We start from the raw sequence: 18,290 nt of genomic DNA, 5'->3' as shown, positions 1-18,290 counted from the left end.
GTTGAAAGCTACCAACAACTGTATCATCGGTATTAACTACGGTACCATTTGTATCTACCAGATAGTAAGTGTTAATATTATTACTTGAACCAGAATCTATAGTTCCACTGAGGGTCAAGTCGCCCGGCACTGGTACTGGTAGCACGCCAGTGTAACTTGCCAGCCCATCTGGGGTCAGCGGCGGCAGGCGCGTGGACGCGCTCGCGCTTGCGGACAGTTCCCAGGCGCCGCCTAGGACGGATGCACCAACCAGCGCCCGAGACGCGCAGACGTCCGCGCCCGTGGCCTTACCCAGCGCCTCGATGAAGGCTTCGCCCGCATCCCCTGATGCCGTCTCGCAGCTCCACAGCCTCAGCTCGCCGTCCGTGGCAAGCGCCCTGCCGATTGCGGCGAAATCCTCAGCCGACTCTTCCAGCGTCCCGACTGACCATTCTCCTGCGGCGAAGTTAACCCGGCCCGGCGCGCCATGAGCGATGACGTGGACCGCGTCGAGCCCTTCGTACGATGCGAGTATGGCAGCGATCTGCCGCGCCGCCGGCCGGCGGCCATCCAAGACGACAGCCAGGACTTCGGGACGCAAGTTGCGGAGAACGGTCTTGAGATCGGAGATTGAAGAATCCACAAAAAGAATTTCAGAGGCACGGGCCATGACTGGCTCCTGTTGGCTTTGAATTCAATTCAAAGGGAAACCGCCCGCTGGCTTGGCCGGCGTGCGGTAGGGATAGCGAGATTGGGCGGTCATCTTCCCGATGGCCCGACAGCGCCGCCGGGACGATCGACAGAGGGGCTCTCTACCCTCAGGAAGTTGGCGGGCTGAAAACTCCCGCCGTCGTCAAACGTGCCAATCGCATATGAGCCGGCAGTGCTCGGGACCTTGACGGTGAGAGCGACAGCGAGGCTTCGCTTTACGGCTTTGGGGAGAACGACCTGACCGACGATTGCGCTCTTGGCCGTGTCCAGAATGAAGTAAGTTACATTTTCGGTCGTATCGCCGATGGGCAAAACGCCCCGAACGGTGACTTCCATGACCGCAAACCCTGCTGTGTAGCTCATCATGTCCTCCTCGGTCGGCGGCGGCTGCGCCGCTGCTTCTCCTGTTCGCATGCTTGGAATTGAATCATTGCGGAGCGTCGGCGACCCGACGAGGCCTGTCGCAGCCGCGACCGGAGCGCTGGCCGCTCACGATAGCTTATCCGCCAAGCCATGACCTGCGGCGCTCGCACCCACGTCGCAGCTCCATAGCCACATGCCCCCGGCTGCGGCGACACTTGCTTGGTCCGGTCGGCCCGCAGGAAGACGCAAAACCCGTGCGCCCGACGGCGACACACGGTTGCAAGCGCTCCGCAGTATGTCTTCATGGAACAAAGGGGGAGAGCGCTCTCGGCGGCCGCAATAAAACGGGACTCACCTATCCGCGCATGTGGGCCGGTTCTGGCGCTCAGCCGCGAGTGTTTTGGGGGCTGATCGAAACGCGGCGCTTCCCCGCGGTACGCACGCGACACTCCATTCACGACCCACTCCCGTCACGGCTGACGCCAATGTCTTGGCGAAAACTCGCGAAGAGAACTCCGGAAGGGGAAACCTCCGTGCAGAAGGACAAACGTATACGCGGCGGTGCGCCCCTCTAACGCACCGGCTTCATAATCCGCAAAATGGCCTTGCTACTCCAGAACCTCCGGCTCAACTCTCTACGACTTCGCAGACTGCCGGCTATATACCCGCGACCTGCGGGCTCCCTCTATAGCGATATATTAGTAAGGACGAAAATTAGCGACTTGTAAACTATAAAGTGGCGGACGGTTGGGTTGGGGATAGCCATTGCTGCGATGCAACTCCAAAAAATGTTTTGAGAATCCTAGTCTTAACGCGTCCGCGTTAATTTCCGTCAGCGTGCAAATGTGATCGGATCCAGCTCCGCAACCCTTTGCGGGATGGCCAAGGCCCGACGCAGCAGCCGCCTCCCCGATCTTGACGGAACCCATCAAATGGCAGTCAAGTAGCTGGCTGAGGATTTCGGCTGCTCCAGTGGCCGGACCGGCAACATGATCGAGACTGCAGTAATTGTTTTGAACAAGGGGAGCTTTGGTACGGCGCACAAAACTGGCCCCGGAGCGCGCTGCTTGAGCGTGGCGGACCTCACACCGAGAGCTGATATTCACAAATGACAATCGGCAAGCGCCTTTGCCTCAATATGATCGTCAAGAACGAGATGGCGAACTTGCAGCGTTGTCTCGGGGCGGTTGCCGGCCACATCGATTGCTGGGTCATCGGCGATACCGGCTCGACCGATGGCACACAAGACTTCATCAAAGCGTTCTTCGCCGATCGCAATCTGCCTGGCGAGCTGCATGAGTTCCCGTTTCTCAATTTCGAGCAGGCCCGCAACGCTGCTCTCGATCAGGCCTATGCATCGCCGCTCGCTTATGACTATCTGCTTTTTGCCGACGCCGACATGGAGCTCGTAGTCGAGGATGCGGGCTTTCGAGCGCAATTGGAGGGCCCGGGCTACCGGCTGCTGCAGCGGGCCGATTCCGGCCTCATCTATTGGAACACTCGTCTTGTCAGGCGCGATGCAGGCGCGCGCTACCACGGCGTGACCCACGAATATCTTGACGTTCCCGGTGAAGTGCATGGGCTGCCGAACATTTGGTACAAGGACCATGCCAGCGGATCGAACCGCGTTGACAAGTTCGAACGCGACATCAAGCTCTTGCTGGCAGCACTTGAGAAGGATCCGGAGAACCACAGATACTGGTTTTACTTGGCGCAATCCTACCGCGACGCCGGGCGGACGGCGGAGGCAGCAGTGGCCTACGCCAAACGTGCCCAGATGGGCGGCTGGGACGAAGAGGCATGGAACGCCCGCCTACAGGAGGCGCGTTGTTTGCAAAAGCTCGGCGACGATGCAGGCTTCATTCGCCAAGCGCTTGCCGCTTTCAATCAACGCCCCCAGCGCGCCGAGCCGCTCTACGACTTGGCACGGTTCTACCGTGAGAACGGGATGAACGAGGTCAGCGTGCTGTTTTCGGAAGCCGGTCTGGCGATCAAGAGACCCGAGCAGGACATCCTGTTTCTCGAGGATTTCATCTACACGACAGGTCTGCAGGAGGAATTTGCGATTGCGGCAAACTATTCGCCCGATCCTGTGCGCAAGGATCGCGGCTTTGCAGTGTGCAACTGGCTGGCACTGAACCGCACCGTCACCGACGAACACAGGCAGCTGGCACGATCCAACTTGTTCTTCTATGCGCAGTCCGCCAACACGATGATGCCATCTTTCAGCGCGCGCCCAATCGGCTTCACGCCCCCAGAAGGCTACCGGCCGAGCGCTCCGTCAGTATCGCGATTGGGTGACCAGATCGTGCTGGTGCAGCCGACCGTCGGCAACCCAGTGATCGAAGACGCCCAGCTCAATACGCCCAGCAAAATGCAGATCCGCACGCGGAATTTTCTCGTTCATCTGAGCGACGATCTGGGCGTTCAATCAACAGCGGAAATCCTGCCGTCGGTCGACGTGCCAGAAGCCACCGGCAGTGCAGCACTTGGTATCGAGGCCATTCGCCTGTTTGCCTGGCGGGATCAACTGTGGACTATCGCATGCGCACGCGCGTCGGAGGCAGACGGCTGGTGTCCAGTCATGGCGCGCGTCGACGACCGCGGACCTGGGCCGTACCAGATGACCGACCGCCGTGTGCTCTCATGCCTGGCTTCGGAGTTTCACGGGCGCAGCTGGATGCCCCTTGTCAAGCCGGCTGGCATCAATACCGCCGTCGAGCAGTTGCAATTCTTTTCCGCGGGCGATCCCTTGCGCATCGTCGACGGACAAGGGCAAACGTTGTCGGAGAACGCGCCGGCTGTCTCTGCCGACCAATTCAAGGACGGCACGCAGGCGATTGCATTTCAAGGTGGGTGGCTGGCGCTCGTCCACGAGGTGCGCCCATGGCCGAACGAGGCTCGACTATACACCCATCACCGCTTCGTCTGGCTAGACGACGCAAGCCGCCTGGCAAAGATCGGCCGCCCGTTCTTCTTCAACGAGAAGGGAGTCGAGTTTGCCGCCGGTCTGACTTGGCATCCGAACGGGGAGCGGCTGCTGATTTCGTATGGCGTTGCCGACAGAGAGTCGTGGATCGCCGTCGTCGATGCGTCCGAGGTAGGCTCGCTGCTGGAGGCCGCGGATTTGTGGTCGAACGAGGCTTGTTGGAACTCACCGGCTACGAAGTCGTCGGCGGGTGCCAACAGCCGGACTGTTGAGTCTCAGCGCAAGGAGCTTGCCATGTCCACTCAGTCCGGGAGGCGCGACGATGGCAATGCAAACCGGGCGACAGGGGACCTCTCGAAAGAGGCGAGCGGCGGTGTCTCGAGCGCGGCGAAAGGGACAGAAGCGGTCCTTCTCGAACTCGCGCCGTTCCTTCGCTTGGTGGATTCACCGCAAGAGCGCAGCGCACAATCGCGAGCTTTCGATTCCCGGATCGCCCCTCTCCTAAGCAAAGGGGATTTCTCGCTGCCGCAGATCCACTGCTTTTACGAGGTGCTGTCCGACACTGCTGAGCATCGAACCTTGATTGCCGCCACCACGTCGATGCGCGCGGCGGGCCATCCTGTGAGAGTCTGGAGCTACTCGCCGAACAAGCTTGAATTCCTCCTTCCGCTCGGTGTCGAGGTCCGAGATGCGGACGATGTAATGCCGCGCACCTTGTTCGAGCAAATTGTGGCCGGATCCGAGATCCGGTATTTCAGCGATGTCTTTCGCTACGCCGTGCTTTACGAGCATGGCGGGTTGTGGATGGATTGCGACGTGGTCATGCTGAGACCGTTTCCGTTCCACGGCGAATACTTTTTCAATCTGCAGTGGCGCGGCGGGCACCAAGGCCACTTTATCTGCGGCAACGTGATCTATGCCGAAGCCTACAGCCACCATCTAAGAGCGCTCTACGAGATGTCCATCGAGCGATTCCACGGCGAGGGCGGAAAGGGATTCGGTGAGATCGGGCCAAGGTTGCTGTCCGACTACATTGCTTCGGATTCTGGTGCCGAGCTGCGCGAATGGGTATTTGGGCCGATGCTTTTTAACTCGATCGACTGGACCGAGATGAGCGCGTTCGACAAGCCGCTGCCGGAATTAGCCGACTACCTGAACGATGAGCGCGTCTTCGGAATACATCTGTGGACGGCACGCAACGCGGCCCGTTCGAACGATGAAGGAGCGCCGCTTATCTCTTTGCTGATCGACCCGCTGCACAGCTTCCCAACACTGACCAGTCTCGCTGATCGCTTCAACACCGACAAAAACCGGCACACGGGCAACCGGCATGCTTACGCCCGAGTCTATGACCGACTGCTCTCGAGTCGAAGACTTTCCATGCGGCGACTCATGGAAATCGGACTTTGTCGCATTTCGGCGGAAGGCAGCCAGACCGAGACGCCCTCGGTCTCCCTCTGGCAGACCTATTTTCCATATACACAGGTGATCGGCGTTGACCTGGCTGATTTTTCTCAACTCAACAATCAAAGGTTCGAATCTTTCGTCTGCGACCAATCCAGGCTCGACGATCTGCGCTCCGTCGCAGCGAAACTCGAACCGGGCTCGCTCGACGTGATCATTGATGACGGCAGCCACGCCTCTTTTGACGAGCAGCTGACGCTGCGCGAATTCTTTCCGCTGCTCGTCGAGGGCGGATGGTATTTCATCGAAGACCTCGACTGGCAGCCACCAGGCGAGGATGCGGACAAAATAACACTCACCAAAAACCTCATGCGGGAACTCCAGCAGGGCGGCTCCGCGCGATCTCCTGATCCCTTAGGTATCAGTGCGCTCGCCGATCAATTCGCCGAAATCCTGTTCTTTGACAGCCACTTCGAGCTGAGCCGAGCTAGATTGCTCGGTGGCCTGGTGGCGATCCGCAAGCGCGGAGGAGTGGGCCTTGTGCGTTGAACGTCACAGGCTTCGCAGATGGGGTTGGTCCCCATTCGCGCATCCAGGTAAGGCGCCCGATACAGTCCTGGCTGATCGCGGAGTCCTTTGTTGAAAGTTGCTGTCTACACCATCGCTTTGAACGAGGCAGAAAACGCAGAGCGTTGGGCCACTTCCGCCGCCGATGCGGATTGCCGAATAGTTGCCGACACCGGCAGCACCGACGATACAGTAAGACGGCTGAGTGCTGCCGGGGTTACCGTGCACCCGATAGCGGTCCGCCCCTGGCGCTTCGACGACGCCCGCAACGCTGCCATGGCACTCATCCCTGCCGACGTCGACGTATGCTGCACGATGGACATGGATCGATTTCTCGAGCCGGGCTGGCGGCCGAAGCTGGAGGCGGCCTGGAAGGCCGAGACGACAGCCCTCTATTGTCAAACGATCTACAGATCGAGTGTCGATGACCCGACGCCGTTGCGGAGCTGGCCGGCGAAGAATTTTCACCATCGCTGGGGCTATCGGTTCAAGCGACCGGTCCATGAGGCCCTCGTCTTCACCGGAGAAAGGGAAGTGACGGCGACCAGCACCGACATCGTCATGTTCGAGGTGCAAGACCTCACCAAGCCAACACGGAGCAGTTACCTGCCGCTGATGGAGATTGCCCATAAGGAGGATCCCGCCGACGCACAGATCTGCTTCTGGCTCGGGCGGGATTTAATGTGGGCCAACGAGCAAGATCGAGCTGTCCAGTTGCTTGAGCGCTACCTTGCCTTGCCGACAAGCACGTGGGGCGAAGAACGATCCGAGGCGATGCGTTACATCGCACGCATGCGGCCGGAACAGAGCTTGGCCTGGCTGGACAAGGCACGAATGGAATCGCCGCACCGCCGCGAGGTCTGGGCCGATCTGGCCGAAGACCTCCACGGCAAAGCGGATTGGTTGAACCTGTTCTGGGCTTGCGCAAACGGGATCGAGAAAACGCATAGCACCGGAAGCTATCTCGACGACCCGAATTGCTGGGGGTTTCGCCTGTTCGACCTCGGTGCGATCGCCTCGTGGCACCTGAATGCAATGGATCGTGCCGTCGAATGGGGCACGAGCGCGCTCGAACTTGACCCCACCAATCAGCGCCTTAAGAATAATCTCGATTTCTTCCTTCGGCTGCGGGAAGAGCAGCGAGCCTGAGAAGGTGCCCGTTTGGTGTGCGTGTTGCAGCTGAGAATGAAGTTCCCTATTGGCGTAATGACTGCGTCAGCCGACTTGAAGGGATCGGCTTAGACCGTGCTCGTTCACGTATTTATGCGCACTGATTCTTCTGGCCGTTCGTCGCTTATGACGAGCGGTGGCAAGCACACATACGCCTTGAGAGACGGCATCACCCCATTCATGATGCAGTCGATTCCTGCATTGTTCAGTTTCAGACCAAAACCCGCGAAATCGACGATCATCGGCCGTATCGGAAGGCACCAATCCAAGAGCGCACGCGCACCACGAGGCGAGACGGAATAACAAACGGTCCCCAGCAGATGATGCGCTCGAAGCAGGGCGGGTTCGGTCTCTGCCTCCTGGAAATCGGCTATGTGCTCCATGACCTCGCCAGAAAAGAACTCCACCCTGGCTCCGGTCCCGCCAGGAAGGGCATCCAACCAGGCGTAGCATCGAAGGCTTGCGCTCCACAGGATAAAGTCCCAGTCGGGTCGGACATTCGACAACAGTGACCTCGTATGTCGTTCGAACTGATTGGAGAAGATCGCATCGTCTTCGGCAACAGTGATCACCTTGTGCCTTGCGACAGCTTCTTTCCAGAGCGTCACGTGCGAAATGGCGCAGCCCAAACTGCCGGCAGCATAGTCCAGGTTCGGCGTAATGATCTTATTCGTCATCAACTGATCGCGATCAACAGACTTACCGTCTACCCCGGGGAACCGCCGAACATTTTCAAGGTGCGAGTTTAACTTGCGAAAGGTATCGAGGCGGGCAACGCTTCGATCGAGATTGATTATATAAATCTCCCCTATCATGCTTTAGACCTTCTACGCCGATGATCGGCGGCTTCGTTGAGACACAAAGCTCGAGCCGGCTCGCATCCACGCCACTACTTAAACACACTTCAAGCTTAGCTGGTTCGGCGATTGGTGGCGAGATGCCCATAAGAAGGGCTCGGAGCTAGGAGGACTTGCAACCAGTATTGACGAGACGCGAATTGGCCCTTGGCGTCGCTGCGGCAGGAGTGTTTGCAGCAGCCGCAGGACCTCGGGCCAGCTTGGGGGCCAGTGAGACAGCCATGCCGCAATCCTCTACTGACCCCTCTCCTACCCTGCTCTCCGCACCCATCGAGCTCGCGGGCAATTGGGGCCACATGCTTCCGAGAGCAGCAGAACAAGTCGTCGCGCGCATGCGGCACGCCTGCCTGGGTGGTCTCCGCCTGGTCTCTGATCGTCAGCCCGCGCGACTTCGCGTAGATGAACATGGCTCCGGGCAGCCGGCGATCTGGCTGCATGCGGACGGCACCAGCATGGCGTGGATCATTGTCGACATCGGCGAACGGGACTGGTCGAAGCTTGCTTATCAGTTCGGACACGAGCTCGGCCATGTCATGGCCAACAGCTGGCAGCCCGATGCCAAGCCGGCGCCGCCCTGTCAGTGGCTAGAGGAGGCGATGGTCGAAGCGTTCTCACTGTGGGGCCTGGGGCGCCTGGCGAAAGATTGGAAGAAAAACCCGCCATTCGCCGGCGACAACGCTTTCGGCAACGCAATCGCCGACTATCGCAAGAATATCATCCGAGGCTATACCGCGCTCGCCGACAGCCAGGGGCTCACCCTCGACGCCGCGACATGGTTCGCCGCTCATCGTAGCGAGATCGAAATACCCGGCCTCAATCCATTCGCTCAGGCGATGTCAGTAACCATCCTCGCCGAATATGATCACGCACCGCACTGCATCGAAGCGTTGGGCGCACTCAACCGGTGGCCCGGCCGAACTGGCATTCCCATCGTGGAATACCTCCGGCGATGGGAGCAGAGCTGCAGGGAATTGCATGCATCGCCACAATTGCCACATCGCTTGCAGGACTTGTTACGCATTCCGCAATAGTTCAAATGAGAGTGGCGCAGAGTAAACTGGCAAGTGTCGGGCTTTTGGCTATCCTGCCCAGCCGATCGACTGAGCCTCGGCCTAAGGTAGTGTGCTGAGAGTTCTGCAAATTCGCTGAGAGAAGGCGGTCATGGCAGGCTGGTCGATGTTTAGCCCGAAGATGGTGAGAAGCCGCGATTTTGCGCCCTCACCCACCGGAAGCATAGGCGTTCAGCGCTCTCTCTTTGGCTGTCGTTTTACGTCAGGCATTACAAAGCCCGCCGCTCGCTCAGAAGCGACAAGCCGAACATTCGGGTCAGGTGACGCTAAATGCGCCCGAGCACGACCAGAATGATGACAATAAGCAGCACCAGACCGAGGCCGCCGCCACCATAATAGCCGGTGCCGTAGAATGGCCCGCCGCCAACTCCACTAAAGCCGCCAAGCAATGCAAGAATTAGAATGATGATGAGGATGGTGCCGAGACTCATGACGCTTTCCTCTCCCTCTCCTGTTTGCAGCTTCCCGCCGTCCGAAGCCACCGGCGGCCGCCTGCTGAGGATATGAACTCGCCACAAGTCTTCCAGTTCCCGGGCGGGGTCCACTGGACCTGACATCATTCCTGATTCCCGCGAAGGAACGCCTCGTTTACTTTCTCGGTCTGCCGGTTGAGGTCTTCATAGGGCTAGTCTTAGTCTAGATCGGTGCGCATCCACCATCGTCGGCGGCTCTGCCAGCGAGACGACTGCGATGCCGAGCTGGTATCAGGTCGGTCTGAGGCGGGTGAACAGGACGAGATTGTAGGCCACGGCCGAGGACCAGACGTAGGTCTTGAGTCTGGGCAATCTGGTTGGCGGCGGCGTCGGCGTCGGCCGGGGTGTTGAAGGCGACCGGCTCAGGGCTGTTGAGGACGGCGAGACTGAAGGCCTGGTTGGCGGTGCTTCCGTCGGACGAGGTTGCCGTCACCGTCAGATTGATCGACGGCTGCGTCTCGAAGTCGAGCGGTCATGGCCTGCCGAAGAACGGACGATCCCGATCCTGTAGGACTAGGATGCGGAAATTAGTGCGTTCCCCTTAGCGCGCAGCCAATCCGGAGTGCTGCGTGTTTGACGAGCGTCAGATGGTGCCGCGGGCAAATGTCACCGAAACCCAGCCGCTCGCGTAAGCCGGTGCGGACAGCGCCGCCTGGCCGATGCTGCCGGCAACGAGAACGGCGGCAAGAGTTTTGAACATATTGCGGGTCATCTTTGCTCTCCATTTTCCGGCTAACCCGGTCTTGGCCAACCTTCCCATATGGTGGCTGAACCCTCCCGGAATCCTTCGTTCAGCTGTCGTTCAGCCATTTTTCTCATAGCCTGACGCACATGGAAAAAGGGCGCCGATTGCCGACGCCCCCTTTTTGCAAGCCTGGCGATCCGATCAGGTCGCGCCGCCGAGCCGCTCGGCACAGCTGATGCTCTTGCCATTGACCGTCAGCTCGAGCCTGGCGTCATAGACGCCGCCCTGCGCGTCGAGCGTGACAGCGCTGAGCGTAGCTGGCTTGCCGGGCGCTGTGCTGAAGGCGCCGTCCTGCTCGATGTTGGTGTCGCCGGTGCGAGCGGCACTTTCAACATGGAAGGAATAGGTGCCACGGACGCTTTTGTCGGCATGGGCGAGCGCCTCCAGCGAGACCATGTCGCCTTCCGGCGTTGCGCGGATCTCGCAGCGCACCGGCCCGAGGGCCTGACCGGCGGTGGCCATGGTCGCCAAAGCGCCGGCCGGGATCAGAACCAGGGCGAATGCGGTCGTGGCGCTACGGAGAAGTTTGACGATGCTTGGCATGGTTCGTCTCCTTGGCGTTGGTTGGCGCAGCCGCGGACTGTTTCCGCGGCCGCCCAGCCGGTGCTGCTTATGGGCAGGCCTGAACGAAAGCCGCGACATTGCCGCTGCCGCCCTGGCTGACATTGGCATTGCAGCCGCGGCCCACCTGCACGCCGGCAGCAATGTTGCCGTTGCCGTCCTGGGTCAGGATGGTGGTGTGATTGGAGCCGAACTGAGCGACGCCTGTCACGTTGCGGTTGCCATTTTGATAGGTGGCGCCGTAATTGCCGATCCCCTGCTGGCCAATGGCCGACAGGTTATGGCGGCCGCGCTGCTGGCCGATTGCCGTGTTGAAGCGGCCGTCCTGGTAAACCCGGATACGGTTCTTGAAGCCGTTCTGGGCGCCACCAGCCGAATTGGACCAGCCATACTGCTCGATGCTCACGTCGTTGGCCATGGCCGGGGCAGCGACGGCAATGCCGATAAGAGCGGCGAGCGCGGTTGCGGTGAAAGAATTGCGGATCATGAGAGCGTCTCCTTTGGCGGACGGGACCGCGAGTTTGACAGTGGTTAGGAGCGCCTCTCAAGTGCGACTGCAGAGCCGCCGAGTCCACTGAGTGAACTGCTGTCCGGCAACGGCCAATGACTTTTTCCAGTCGGCCGGAACTCAATTTCCCGATCGTAGTTAAGCTCAACGTAATAAGCCGGTCGTCGCCTAGGGCGACGACCGAACCGAGGAAGACTAACATGGTCCAGGCCAATGAGATGAAAGAGCATGCACGCCAAGCGGCGGAGCAACAGAAGGAAGCTGGCGCCGAGCGGATCGACGAGATGGCTGACGCGATCCATAGCGCTGCCCATGAGTTGGAGAAGCAATTTCCACGAAGTGCTGACTACGTTCACGACGCCGCGTCACGTCTGGAAGGCACAGCCGCTGCACTGCGTAAGCGCAGAGTCGAGGATCTGGTTAAAGACCTTGGCGATTTCGCACACACTCAGCCTGCGGCGTTCTTCGGCGGAGCCATTCTGGCAGGGATCACTCTCGCGCGGGTTCTGAAGAGGTCTCCCGGCCCTCAGAAGCACGGCGGAACGCACCCCTGACAGGAGAAGAAAATGACACCTCTCGGACATAGCCGGTCCATTCCGGACTTATTCTCGGATGTCGTGTTGCAGTTCACGACCCTGCTTCGAAAGGAAGGACAACTTGCCCGCAGCGAGATTTCGGAGAACATAGGCCGTGCTACGGCCGGATTGAGCCTTGTGATTGGCGGCGCTGTGCTGCTCATTCCGGCGCTGGTCATACTGTTTCAGGCCGGCGTCGCCGCTTTGGCGCCGGCACTTGGAATTACAGCCGCCGCATCGGCCCTGATCGTGGGCGGCATAGCCCTGGTGTTGGGTCTCATCTTCCTTCTCATGGGCATGAACCGGCTCAAAATCAAAACGATGATGCCCGACAAGACCATTCACCAGCTTCAGCGGGACGCAACCGTTGCAAAAGAGCAAGCGAGGCATCGCCATGACTTACACAGAGCAGCTTGAGCGCGAGACGGAGCGGACACGCTCGCAGCTCGTGGACACACTTGACGAACTGAGGGCCAGCGTCACGCCTGGCCAAATTCTGGATCAGTTCAGCGACTACGCCGGTCGAGGCGATGCCGGTGAATTCTATCGTGGCCTGCGCCATCAGATGGCAAGAAATCCGCTGCCCGTCACCTTAATCGGAGCCGGAATCGCTTGGCTGATGTGCGCTGGCCCGGCAAACGGCAGAGCCGCCGACATTGGCACACGCCCCAAGCCCGAAGGCAGCGACCTGGACCGGATGAGTGACAAGATTGGGGCCGTCGCCGACTCAGTCACGGAAGCTGGTGCGGCGGCCGGTTCCCAAATTAGGGATGCAGCTGGGCGCCTGGGCGCAGCCGCTGGGGAGAATGCTCAATCAGCGGCAGCATCTGTCTCAAGGACGGCATCCTCGACTTATGACGCGGTGGCCGACGGCACCAGCCGAACAGCGATGGCGATCGGCGGTTCGGCACGAAGCCTCGGCCATGGCCTCGCATCGAGCACTCAGAGCCTGCTGAATTTCTGCCGCAATGAGCCGCTTGTCCTGGCGGGCATCGGCCTGGCAGTCGGCGCGGCAATCGGTGCGGCTTTGCCGCCCTCGGAAGTGGAAGATCGCCTGATGCGCGAAAAAGCAGGCGGTGCGCCAGAAGACCCACGCAGTCCGGAACCCGGCCGACATCGCCAGTCCGGAGACGGTGCTGAACAACCCACTCCGTCCGGCGAGAAAGAGGTTGCCGCTAAGACAAAAGAAGAAGGAAAGGAGCCAGCAAGGCCGGCCGTGCCCGCGGCAGCGGCAGAGCCAGACACGGCCAACAAAGCAGCCTCAAGAGAAAACACCGCGCGCACACCGCAGGCGAACGAAGAGCACGACAAAGCAGGGTGATGACAACGACTGCCACCGGCCAGCCGGAGAACCGCTCCCTTCACAAGAGGGATTTCACTCCATTTTGGGTTCCTGCGGCTACTCTGGTTCTGCTGGCGTTCGGATTCTCACCACGTCGATACGCCGCTCCAGCTGCTACGCCGGTGCATGAGGAAAACAGTGACGCTGGCCAGCAGCGCCTCACTAATTCTTCGGCAAGCTCGTTCGCAAGTTGGAGGAACATCCTTCTTCGCGTTAAGACGGGCATCACAGAACACCGCGTGCTTGCCATTGCTGCGGGAATCGCTTTTTACACCATCCTTGCCATTTTCCCTGCCATTGCCGCACTGGTCGCCGTCTACGGATTGTTCGCCGATCCGCAGACTATTGCCTCACACTTCGACCGCATCTCAGGCTTGCTACCCGCCGGGGCACTGGAAGTTATCCGCAACCAGATGCAGCACATCGCCTCGCAGCGAAGCGGAACTCTTGGGCTGGCATTCATAATCGGTCTTGCCGCCTCGCTGTGGAGTGCCAACGCCGGCGTTAAGGCACTCTTCGATGCCCTTAATATAATCTATGGCGAGAAGGAGAAACGCGGCTTCTTCCGCATCAATGCGGTTTCTTTGGCCTTCACGATGGGCGGGATCGTCCTGGGGCTACTGGCAATCGGCGCTGCCGTGGCGGTCCCAATCCTGTTGTCGTTCGTCGGACTGTCTTGGGCGACGGACCTGCTCATCCGAATTCTGCGCTGGCCTGTGGTGCTTGCAATCGTCGCGCTCGGCTTCGCCCTCCTCTATCGTTTCGGTCCGAGCCGGCAGAGAGCGCCATGGCGCTGGATAAGTTGGGGCAGCGCCGTCGCGGCACTCGGCTGGCTGGTCGGATCGTTTCTGTTCTCCTGGTATGCGGGCAATTTCGGAAACTATAATGAAACCTATGGTTCGCTCGGCGGGATCATCGGTTTCCTGATTTGGATCTGGATTTCTTCCATTGTCATCTTGGTTGGCGGCGAGCTCGACCATGCAATGCAAAACAGTAACGCGCGCTTCGACAACCCAGACTTCCCACCATTCCGCAAAAAGGCTGCGTCACCTGTCTTCGATGTGAAATCTACGAACGACCGGCGCCAAGGGTAGCGGTAGCGGCAATGTTTCATCGGCAGGAACCATTCCATGGTGGGTGAGTTCGGCGTGTAAACGAAGTTCCGAGAGTTCCGAACATGCCAGAACTTGATCGATCAAGGCAGAAGGCTATTGCCGAAATCGTGCGGCGCTGGATTGGCACGGAAATCCTGCGCCGGCACCTGCGCAAGCTCTTAAACTGGCAGGTGGAGCCCGAGCTGCCCCCCAACATTGCTTCATTGGCCGATGAACTTGATGAAAAAGGACCCGATGCCCAGCCGGACGATACGCAGCGTTGAACGCTCTGCCCCGATGACGCGACGATATGACATGGAAAGAACGCCTGAAGGCACGTGGGACGTCATCGACGTGTTCACCGGCATGCCTGCCGTCGAGTTGGGCGTTCCGTTGATCGACATGCCTGTCGAAGAGGCTGATGATCTGGTCGAGCTTCTCAATTTGCGCGACAAGAAGCGGCGGCGAGACTAGGCAAAACGGAAAGTGCCTTGTCACCCGAGCGGCCCGGCGTCGAGGGGTCTGGGGGACTGGCGCGAGCCTAACCGGTACGGGGTACTTCACCGGCTGCTTTAATGTGCTCTAAAGCTAATGTAAGTGCAAACGCAAAGACGCGACGGAGGTCGCGTCGGTCCCTATTCACCCGGCCTCTTGGCTTGATACATCCAAACTTGATCTTCGTTTGGTGAACCATAGACCACTTAGGTTTCTGCCTTGGGGGGAGGAGCGATGAGGCTTCAAGCAGTTTGCGAGCCCGTGGCCACCGCCAACGAGTTGGTCGAGGCGGCGATGCGTTTCATCCCGGTTGGCAAGCATTGTCCATCGCCGCAGTTCATAAGGCCGGGCCTGTCCTACGAGAGACCGACCGGAATTGGTCGAGATCATCATGGACCGAGCGACGCTTCACGATCAATTCGTGCTCTTCGTCCTCAGAGAGCCCTGACGGCTCTGCATTGATTCAACCTCCGGTCTACGTCAGGACAGACAAACCTGGCATCCGCTTCGGGTCAGTCATGCCGAAGGTGCCTCCGAGCATCTCCTGAAGTGTACGAGGCGTGGCCCTAAGGCCCTAAGGAAACAGGCGGTGGAAACCTGCTTGTCTGCTGTGGAAGGCAACATGCCCGCTCAGGAGGCCCGCAAGAGATTCGAGGCGAAGAGAAGATGTTCCTCCCCCTGTAGGGTCTCCGGCGCAATTCGGCAGCGTTAGATTCAATGGCTTGCTCCACCACCAAAGGCCATTCGGAGCCCGAGGCCGACAATGAAGAAGCCCGCGATCCGCTGCTGCCACCGCCTTACGCGGGGATGCGCCATGATCCACGTCCCTATGCTGCCCGAAGCCATGGCATAAGTTCCTAACACGAGTACGCCCGTCAATTTCTGAGTGGCGCCCAGCAACAAGAGTTGGAGCGTAATCGAGCTTCCATGCGGGTCCACGAACTGGGGCAGGAATGCAACCATGAAAGTGATGGGCCAAGGATTGATTAGATTGGCGATCATGCCTTCGCCTGCCGCCGCAAGGTGCCCGGGCGACCTCCCATCGTGCTGGGCAGGGACATGCGCGGCTGTGAAAATCAGCCGAAGCCCGAGCCAAATGAGATAGGCCGCTCCCATCCATTGGAGCGCAGCGAACGCGAGCGGTGAAGCTCTAATGAGAGTAGTGAGGCCAAGCGCGATAAGGGGCAGTTGCACCATGCCCGCTCCGACGGTCATCCCGAGCACAGTGAACAGCGCAACTCCACGGCCCTGCGCAATTCCGCGCGCCATCACAAGCATGCTGTCCGGCCCCGGTGGCACTTGCAGTGCGATGACCGTTCCGACGAATGCTATCCAGAGGCCAGGATGCACGGAATGTTCCTCTCGAACGCGGATGACTGCAACTAGGATGCATACGCCGCTGGTCAACGGCAGCGCATCGTGACCTTGTCTGACATACCGGCGGTCTTTCGGCGGATCGTGCGCTGAAAGAACGGAAGAGGTTTGCGGCGAAAACCGCCGCAGTGCCGACTATAAGCATCATCGAAGGCTCCAACGCTGGCGCTGTCTGCTTGGTCTTAGGGCGTGCAAGGGTGCGAGCGAAGGCGCCAGCTGCTCTTCCATGCGCCGTCGGTAAGGGCCAAGGGTTACATTCGCAATCCAGGCCCCCGATCAATCCGAAATGCGGCTACTATCGGACGAGCAATTTCGAACAGACCAGCGAGGGATTGCTCGAACAAAACCGGCTCGACATACCGGGCCTTCGCTGCCCGAGAATGCGGGGCATGCAGCCCAGTGCCATTAGGCGAAACACGGCTTGTCCACCAGCAAAAAGAGCACGCCACAACAAGCTGGCTTATGCCGTCCGGCTGATCCGCCTCTGACGTTTGGCATTATGACTTCGGCTGAACCAGAGATCGGGTCGCTGGGCCGTTAAGTACCGTCCCGTCCGGCGCGAACTGCGAGCCATGGCAAGGGCAATCCCAGCATTGCTCGGTGGAATTCCAGTGCACGATGCAGCCAAGATGTGTGCAAGTGGCTGACCGCCTGTGCAACTTGCCGGCGCGGCCGCGGCACACGGCGAATTTACTCAAGCCGTCCTGAAGGACGCCGCCTTCGCCGGGCTTGAGATCCCTGGCCGATTTGATCTGGCCGGGTAGCAAGTAACCGGCGAGATTTTTCACCGTCGTGAGGTTCTCATTGATGTAATGCGTGAAGGCTGCGGGCGGCGTCCGGTCGGGAGCATAGACGGCTTCCCAGGGATTCGATCCGTCGACGATCAGATCGCGGATCAGGCGCCCGGCCAATGCACCATGCGTCATGCCCTGGCCGGAGTCGCCGGTGGCGATGAAGACGTTGCCGTCGCCGGGGCTGCGGCCGATGAAGCCACAATAATCAATGGTTTCGAGAACCTGACCTGACCATCTCGCTCTTTCCCCACCAAGATCGGGCACCAGCGCTCTGATCCAGGCCTCGAGCGCCGCAAAGCGCGCCTCGCCATCGTCCGTCTCGCCCGATCTATGATCGCGACCGCCCGCAATGAGACAGTCGGTCTTACCAGACCCGCGGCTGAGGCGGACGTAATAATAGGGGTCGTCCATATCCCAGTAGAGCGCGTCCGGGAGAATTCCCCCGGCGATCTCGAAAGCCATCGCATAGGTGCGATAGGGCGCCATCTTGCTGTGAATTTTGACCCAAGTGTTGATCGGAGAGTTGGTTGCAAACACCGCGTTCAAAGCCGTGATGGTTGAGCCGCTGTCGCATTTGAGGCGAATTTGCTTCCCCTCCTTGATTTCGACGACGGCACTGTCGGCGAAGGCCTTGCCGCCTCGCTTCTTGAAATCAGCAAGCAGGGCGCGCAGGTACTTCAGCGGGTGGAAAGTGGCCTGGCCCGGATAGCGCAGGACGGGCGCCGATTCATGACCCTTGAGCGGCACGCCCTTGCCACGCTCGACTTCGACGCCCGTCTTTGCAGCAGCCGCATACTCTTCGTTGCATCGTCTGGCGGCCTCCTTCTCGTCCATCCATGCGGCGGGGAAAAGGAACCCCTCCAGTCGCCGGAAATCGCAGTCGATTTCCAGGCTGGCGACATGCTGTTCGATCCGGTCGACCGCGGCTCGCTGGCTTGCCTGAAAGCCGCGCGCCAGAGCTTCGCCACGCATCTCGACCAGCGCGCTCAAGCCGTCGTCGCAGATGGGCGCCAGATGGGCGGTCGTGCGCGAGGTCATGCCGCCGAGCAAGGGTCCACGATCCACGAGCACCACTTTGCGTCCCGCCAGTGCCAGTTCATAGGCAACCGAAATCCCGGCGATGCCAGCCCCAATCACGGCCACGTCGCATTTCTCGTTTTGCTCAAGACGGGGAGCGGTGGGCAAGCTCGCGTCAAGCGCCCACAAAGAGTTCGTCGCTTCGCCGCTGACGTTCATCGCGCTCTCATCGAAACGAAAACGGATGAAGGGGATATCTGCC

The 18,290-nt window shown here is 59.9% G+C and carries 18 protein-coding genes and 1 pseudogene; 10 read left to right on the top strand and 9 right to left on the bottom strand.

The window, feature by feature from the left end; all coding sequences use genetic code 11:
* Positions 1-199 precede the first annotated feature (199 nt).
* Together NKJ01_RS08385 and NKJ01_RS08380 are read right to left on the bottom strand one after the other, a co-directional pair.
* A pseudogene (locus tag NKJ01_RS08385) lies at positions 200-649 on the bottom strand (DUF4347 domain-containing protein); the annotation flags it as partial.
* 89 nt (positions 650-738) lie between these two features.
* Positions 739-1,053 carry a hypothetical protein gene (locus tag NKJ01_RS08380; protein WP_352727402.1) on the bottom strand — a complete coding sequence of 105 codons (315 nt, stop codon included), beginning with the start codon at positions 1,051-1,053 and terminating at the stop codon, positions 739-741.
* Between the two features lie 1,108 nt (positions 1,054-2,161).
* Here NKJ01_RS08380 and NKJ01_RS08375 point away from each other — a divergent pair.
* Positions 2,162-5,935, top strand: coding sequence for a glycosyltransferase (locus NKJ01_RS08375; protein ID WP_352727400.1), 3,774 nt, complete (start codon positions 2,162-2,164; stop codon positions 5,933-5,935).
* A 90-nt stretch (positions 5,936-6,025) separates the two neighbouring features.
* Positions 6,026-7,102 carry a tetratricopeptide repeat-containing glycosyltransferase gene (locus NKJ01_RS08370; RefSeq protein ID WP_352727398.1) on the top strand — a complete coding sequence of 359 codons (1,077 nt, stop codon included), beginning with the start codon at positions 6,026-6,028 and terminating at the stop codon, positions 7,100-7,102.
* Positions 7,103-7,206: 104 nt separating this feature from the next.
* Here the strand turns inward: NKJ01_RS08370 and NKJ01_RS08365 are convergent, their stop codons facing one another.
* The gene (locus NKJ01_RS08365; protein WP_352727396.1) at positions 7,207-7,938 is read right to left on the bottom strand and encodes a glycosyltransferase family 25 protein; all 732 of its coding nucleotides are present in this window, start codon (positions 7,936-7,938) and stop codon (positions 7,207-7,209) included.
* A gap of 263 nt (positions 7,939-8,201) precedes the next feature.
* Here NKJ01_RS08365 and NKJ01_RS08360 point away from each other — a divergent pair, with 263 nt between their 5' ends.
* Complete coding sequence (locus NKJ01_RS08360) at positions 8,202-9,011, top strand: hypothetical protein (RefSeq protein ID WP_352727394.1); 810 nt, start codon at positions 8,202-8,204, stop codon at positions 9,009-9,011.
* A gap of 305 nt (positions 9,012-9,316) precedes the next feature.
* Here the strand turns inward: NKJ01_RS08360 and NKJ01_RS08355 are convergent, their stop codons facing one another.
* The gene (locus NKJ01_RS08355; RefSeq protein ID WP_352727392.1) at positions 9,317-9,481 is read right to left on the bottom strand and encodes a DUF3309 family protein; all 165 of its coding nucleotides are present in this window, start codon (positions 9,479-9,481) and stop codon (positions 9,317-9,319) included.
* Between the two features lie 340 nt (positions 9,482-9,821).
* Between NKJ01_RS08355 and NKJ01_RS08350 the strand changes: the two genes are divergently transcribed.
* Entirely contained in the window at positions 9,822-10,034 is a 213-nt protein-coding gene (locus tag NKJ01_RS08350) for a hypothetical protein (RefSeq protein ID WP_352727390.1), read from the top strand.
* Between the two features lie 72 nt (positions 10,035-10,106).
* On the opposite strand, the gene NKJ01_RS08345 is transcribed toward NKJ01_RS08350, so the two are convergent.
* From NKJ01_RS08345 to NKJ01_RS08335, 3 genes are all read right to left on the bottom strand, one after another.
* Positions 10,107-10,235 carry a hypothetical protein gene (locus NKJ01_RS08345; RefSeq protein ID WP_352727388.1) on the bottom strand — a complete coding sequence of 43 codons (129 nt, stop codon included), beginning with the start codon at positions 10,233-10,235 and terminating at the stop codon, positions 10,107-10,109.
* Positions 10,236-10,409: 174 nt separating this feature from the next.
* Entirely contained in the window at positions 10,410-10,811 is a 402-nt protein-coding gene (gene csgH / locus NKJ01_RS08340) for a curli-like amyloid fiber formation chaperone CsgH (protein ID WP_352727386.1), read from the bottom strand.
* Positions 10,812-10,878: 67 nt separating this feature from the next.
* Positions 10,879-11,316 (bottom strand): curlin, encoded by a 438-nt coding sequence (locus NKJ01_RS08335; protein ID WP_352727384.1) that lies wholly within the window; start codon positions 11,314-11,316, stop codon positions 10,879-10,881.
* 221 nt (positions 11,317-11,537) lie between these two features.
* Between NKJ01_RS08335 and NKJ01_RS08330 the strand changes: the two genes are divergently transcribed.
* The 6 genes from NKJ01_RS08330 to NKJ01_RS08305 all read left to right on the top strand — a co-directional run bounded on the left by NKJ01_RS08330 (position 11,538) and on the right by NKJ01_RS08305 (position 14,822).
* Entirely contained in the window at positions 11,538-11,891 is a 354-nt protein-coding gene (locus tag NKJ01_RS08330; RefSeq protein ID WP_352727383.1) for a hypothetical protein, read from the top strand.
* Positions 11,892-11,903: 12 nt separating this feature from the next.
* Complete coding sequence (locus NKJ01_RS08325; protein WP_352727381.1) at positions 11,904-12,329, top strand: phage holin family protein; 426 nt, start codon at positions 11,904-11,906, stop codon at positions 12,327-12,329.
* Positions 12,280-13,233 carry a DUF3618 domain-containing protein gene (locus NKJ01_RS08320; RefSeq protein WP_352727379.1) on the top strand — a complete coding sequence of 318 codons (954 nt, stop codon included), beginning with the start codon at positions 12,280-12,282 and terminating at the stop codon, positions 13,231-13,233. The genes NKJ01_RS08325 and NKJ01_RS08320 overlap by 50 nt, the downstream gene beginning before the upstream one ends.
* The gene (locus NKJ01_RS08315; protein WP_352727377.1) at positions 13,233-14,348 is read left to right on the top strand and encodes a YihY/virulence factor BrkB family protein; all 1,116 of its coding nucleotides are present in this window, start codon (positions 13,233-13,235) and stop codon (positions 14,346-14,348) included. The genes NKJ01_RS08320 and NKJ01_RS08315 overlap by 1 nt, the downstream gene beginning before the upstream one ends.
* An 83-nt stretch (positions 14,349-14,431) precedes the next feature.
* Positions 14,432-14,632, top strand: coding sequence for a hypothetical protein (locus tag NKJ01_RS08310; RefSeq protein WP_031259929.1), 201 nt, complete (start codon positions 14,432-14,434; stop codon positions 14,630-14,632).
* A 31-nt stretch (positions 14,633-14,663) separates the two neighbouring features.
* The gene (locus tag NKJ01_RS08305) at positions 14,664-14,822 is read left to right on the top strand and encodes a hypothetical protein (protein ID WP_198032214.1); all 159 of its coding nucleotides are present in this window, start codon (positions 14,664-14,666) and stop codon (positions 14,820-14,822) included.
* 735 nt (positions 14,823-15,557) lie between these two features.
* Here NKJ01_RS08305 and NKJ01_RS08300 read toward each other — a convergent pair.
* Positions 15,558-16,250 carry a LysE family translocator gene (locus NKJ01_RS08300; RefSeq protein WP_352727375.1) on the bottom strand — a complete coding sequence of 231 codons (693 nt, stop codon included), beginning with the start codon at positions 16,248-16,250 and terminating at the stop codon, positions 15,558-15,560.
* Between the two features lie 464 nt (positions 16,251-16,714).
* The gene (locus NKJ01_RS08295; protein WP_352727374.1) at positions 16,715-18,247 is read right to left on the bottom strand and encodes an FAD-dependent oxidoreductase; all 1,533 of its coding nucleotides are present in this window, start codon (positions 18,245-18,247) and stop codon (positions 16,715-16,717) included.
* Positions 18,248-18,290 lie beyond the last annotated feature (43 nt).

This window comes from Mesorhizobium sp. M0276, from assembly GCF_040321755.1.
Taxonomy (GTDB): domain Bacteria; phylum Pseudomonadota; class Alphaproteobacteria; order Rhizobiales; family Rhizobiaceae; genus Mesorhizobium.
The sequence above is the reverse complement of the archived record's forward strand: the minus strand, read 5'-3'. Positions and strand labels throughout refer to the sequence as shown.

Bases quoted from the DNA above. Each gene is read 5' to 3' on its own strand.
- NKJ01_RS08360 (WP_352727394.1), top strand. From the start codon at position 8,202: ATGCCGCAATCCTCTACTGACCCCTCTCCTACCCTGCTCTCCGCACCC.
- NKJ01_RS08380 (WP_352727402.1), bottom strand. From the start codon at position 1,053: ATGAGCTACACAGCAGGGTTTGCGGTCATGGAAGTCACCGTTCGGGGC.
- NKJ01_RS08345 (WP_352727388.1), bottom strand. From the start codon at position 10,235: ATGACCCGCAATATGTTCAAAACTCTTGCCGCCGTTCTCGTTGCCGGC.
- NKJ01_RS08305 (WP_198032214.1), top strand. From the start codon at position 14,664: ATGGAAAGAACGCCTGAAGGCACGTGGGACGTCATCGACGTGTTCACC.
- NKJ01_RS08330 (WP_352727383.1), top strand. From the start codon at position 11,538: ATGGTCCAGGCCAATGAGATGAAAGAGCATGCACGCCAAGCGGCGGAG.
- NKJ01_RS08375 (WP_352727400.1), top strand. From the start codon at position 2,162: ATGACAATCGGCAAGCGCCTTTGCCTCAATATGATCGTCAAGAACGAG.
- NKJ01_RS08325 (WP_352727381.1), top strand. From the start codon at position 11,904: ATGACACCTCTCGGACATAGCCGGTCCATTCCGGACTTATTCTCGGAT.
- NKJ01_RS08365 (WP_352727396.1), bottom strand. From the start codon at position 7,938: ATGATAGGGGAGATTTATATAATCAATCTCGATCGAAGCGTTGCCCGC.
- NKJ01_RS08335 (WP_352727384.1), bottom strand. From the start codon at position 11,316: ATGATCCGCAATTCTTTCACCGCAACCGCGCTCGCCGCTCTTATCGGC.
- NKJ01_RS08295 (WP_352727374.1), bottom strand. From the start codon at position 18,247: ATGAACGTCAGCGGCGAAGCGACGAACTCTTTGTGGGCGCTTGACGCG.
- csgH (WP_352727386.1), bottom strand. From the start codon at position 10,811: ATGCCAAGCATCGTCAAACTTCTCCGTAGCGCCACGACCGCATTCGCC.
- NKJ01_RS08315 (WP_352727377.1), top strand. From the start codon at position 13,233: ATGACAACGACTGCCACCGGCCAGCCGGAGAACCGCTCCCTTCACAAG.
- NKJ01_RS08310 (WP_031259929.1), top strand. From the start codon at position 14,432: ATGCCAGAACTTGATCGATCAAGGCAGAAGGCTATTGCCGAAATCGTG.
- NKJ01_RS08355 (WP_352727392.1), bottom strand. From the start codon at position 9,481: ATGAGTCTCGGCACCATCCTCATCATCATTCTAATTCTTGCATTGCTT.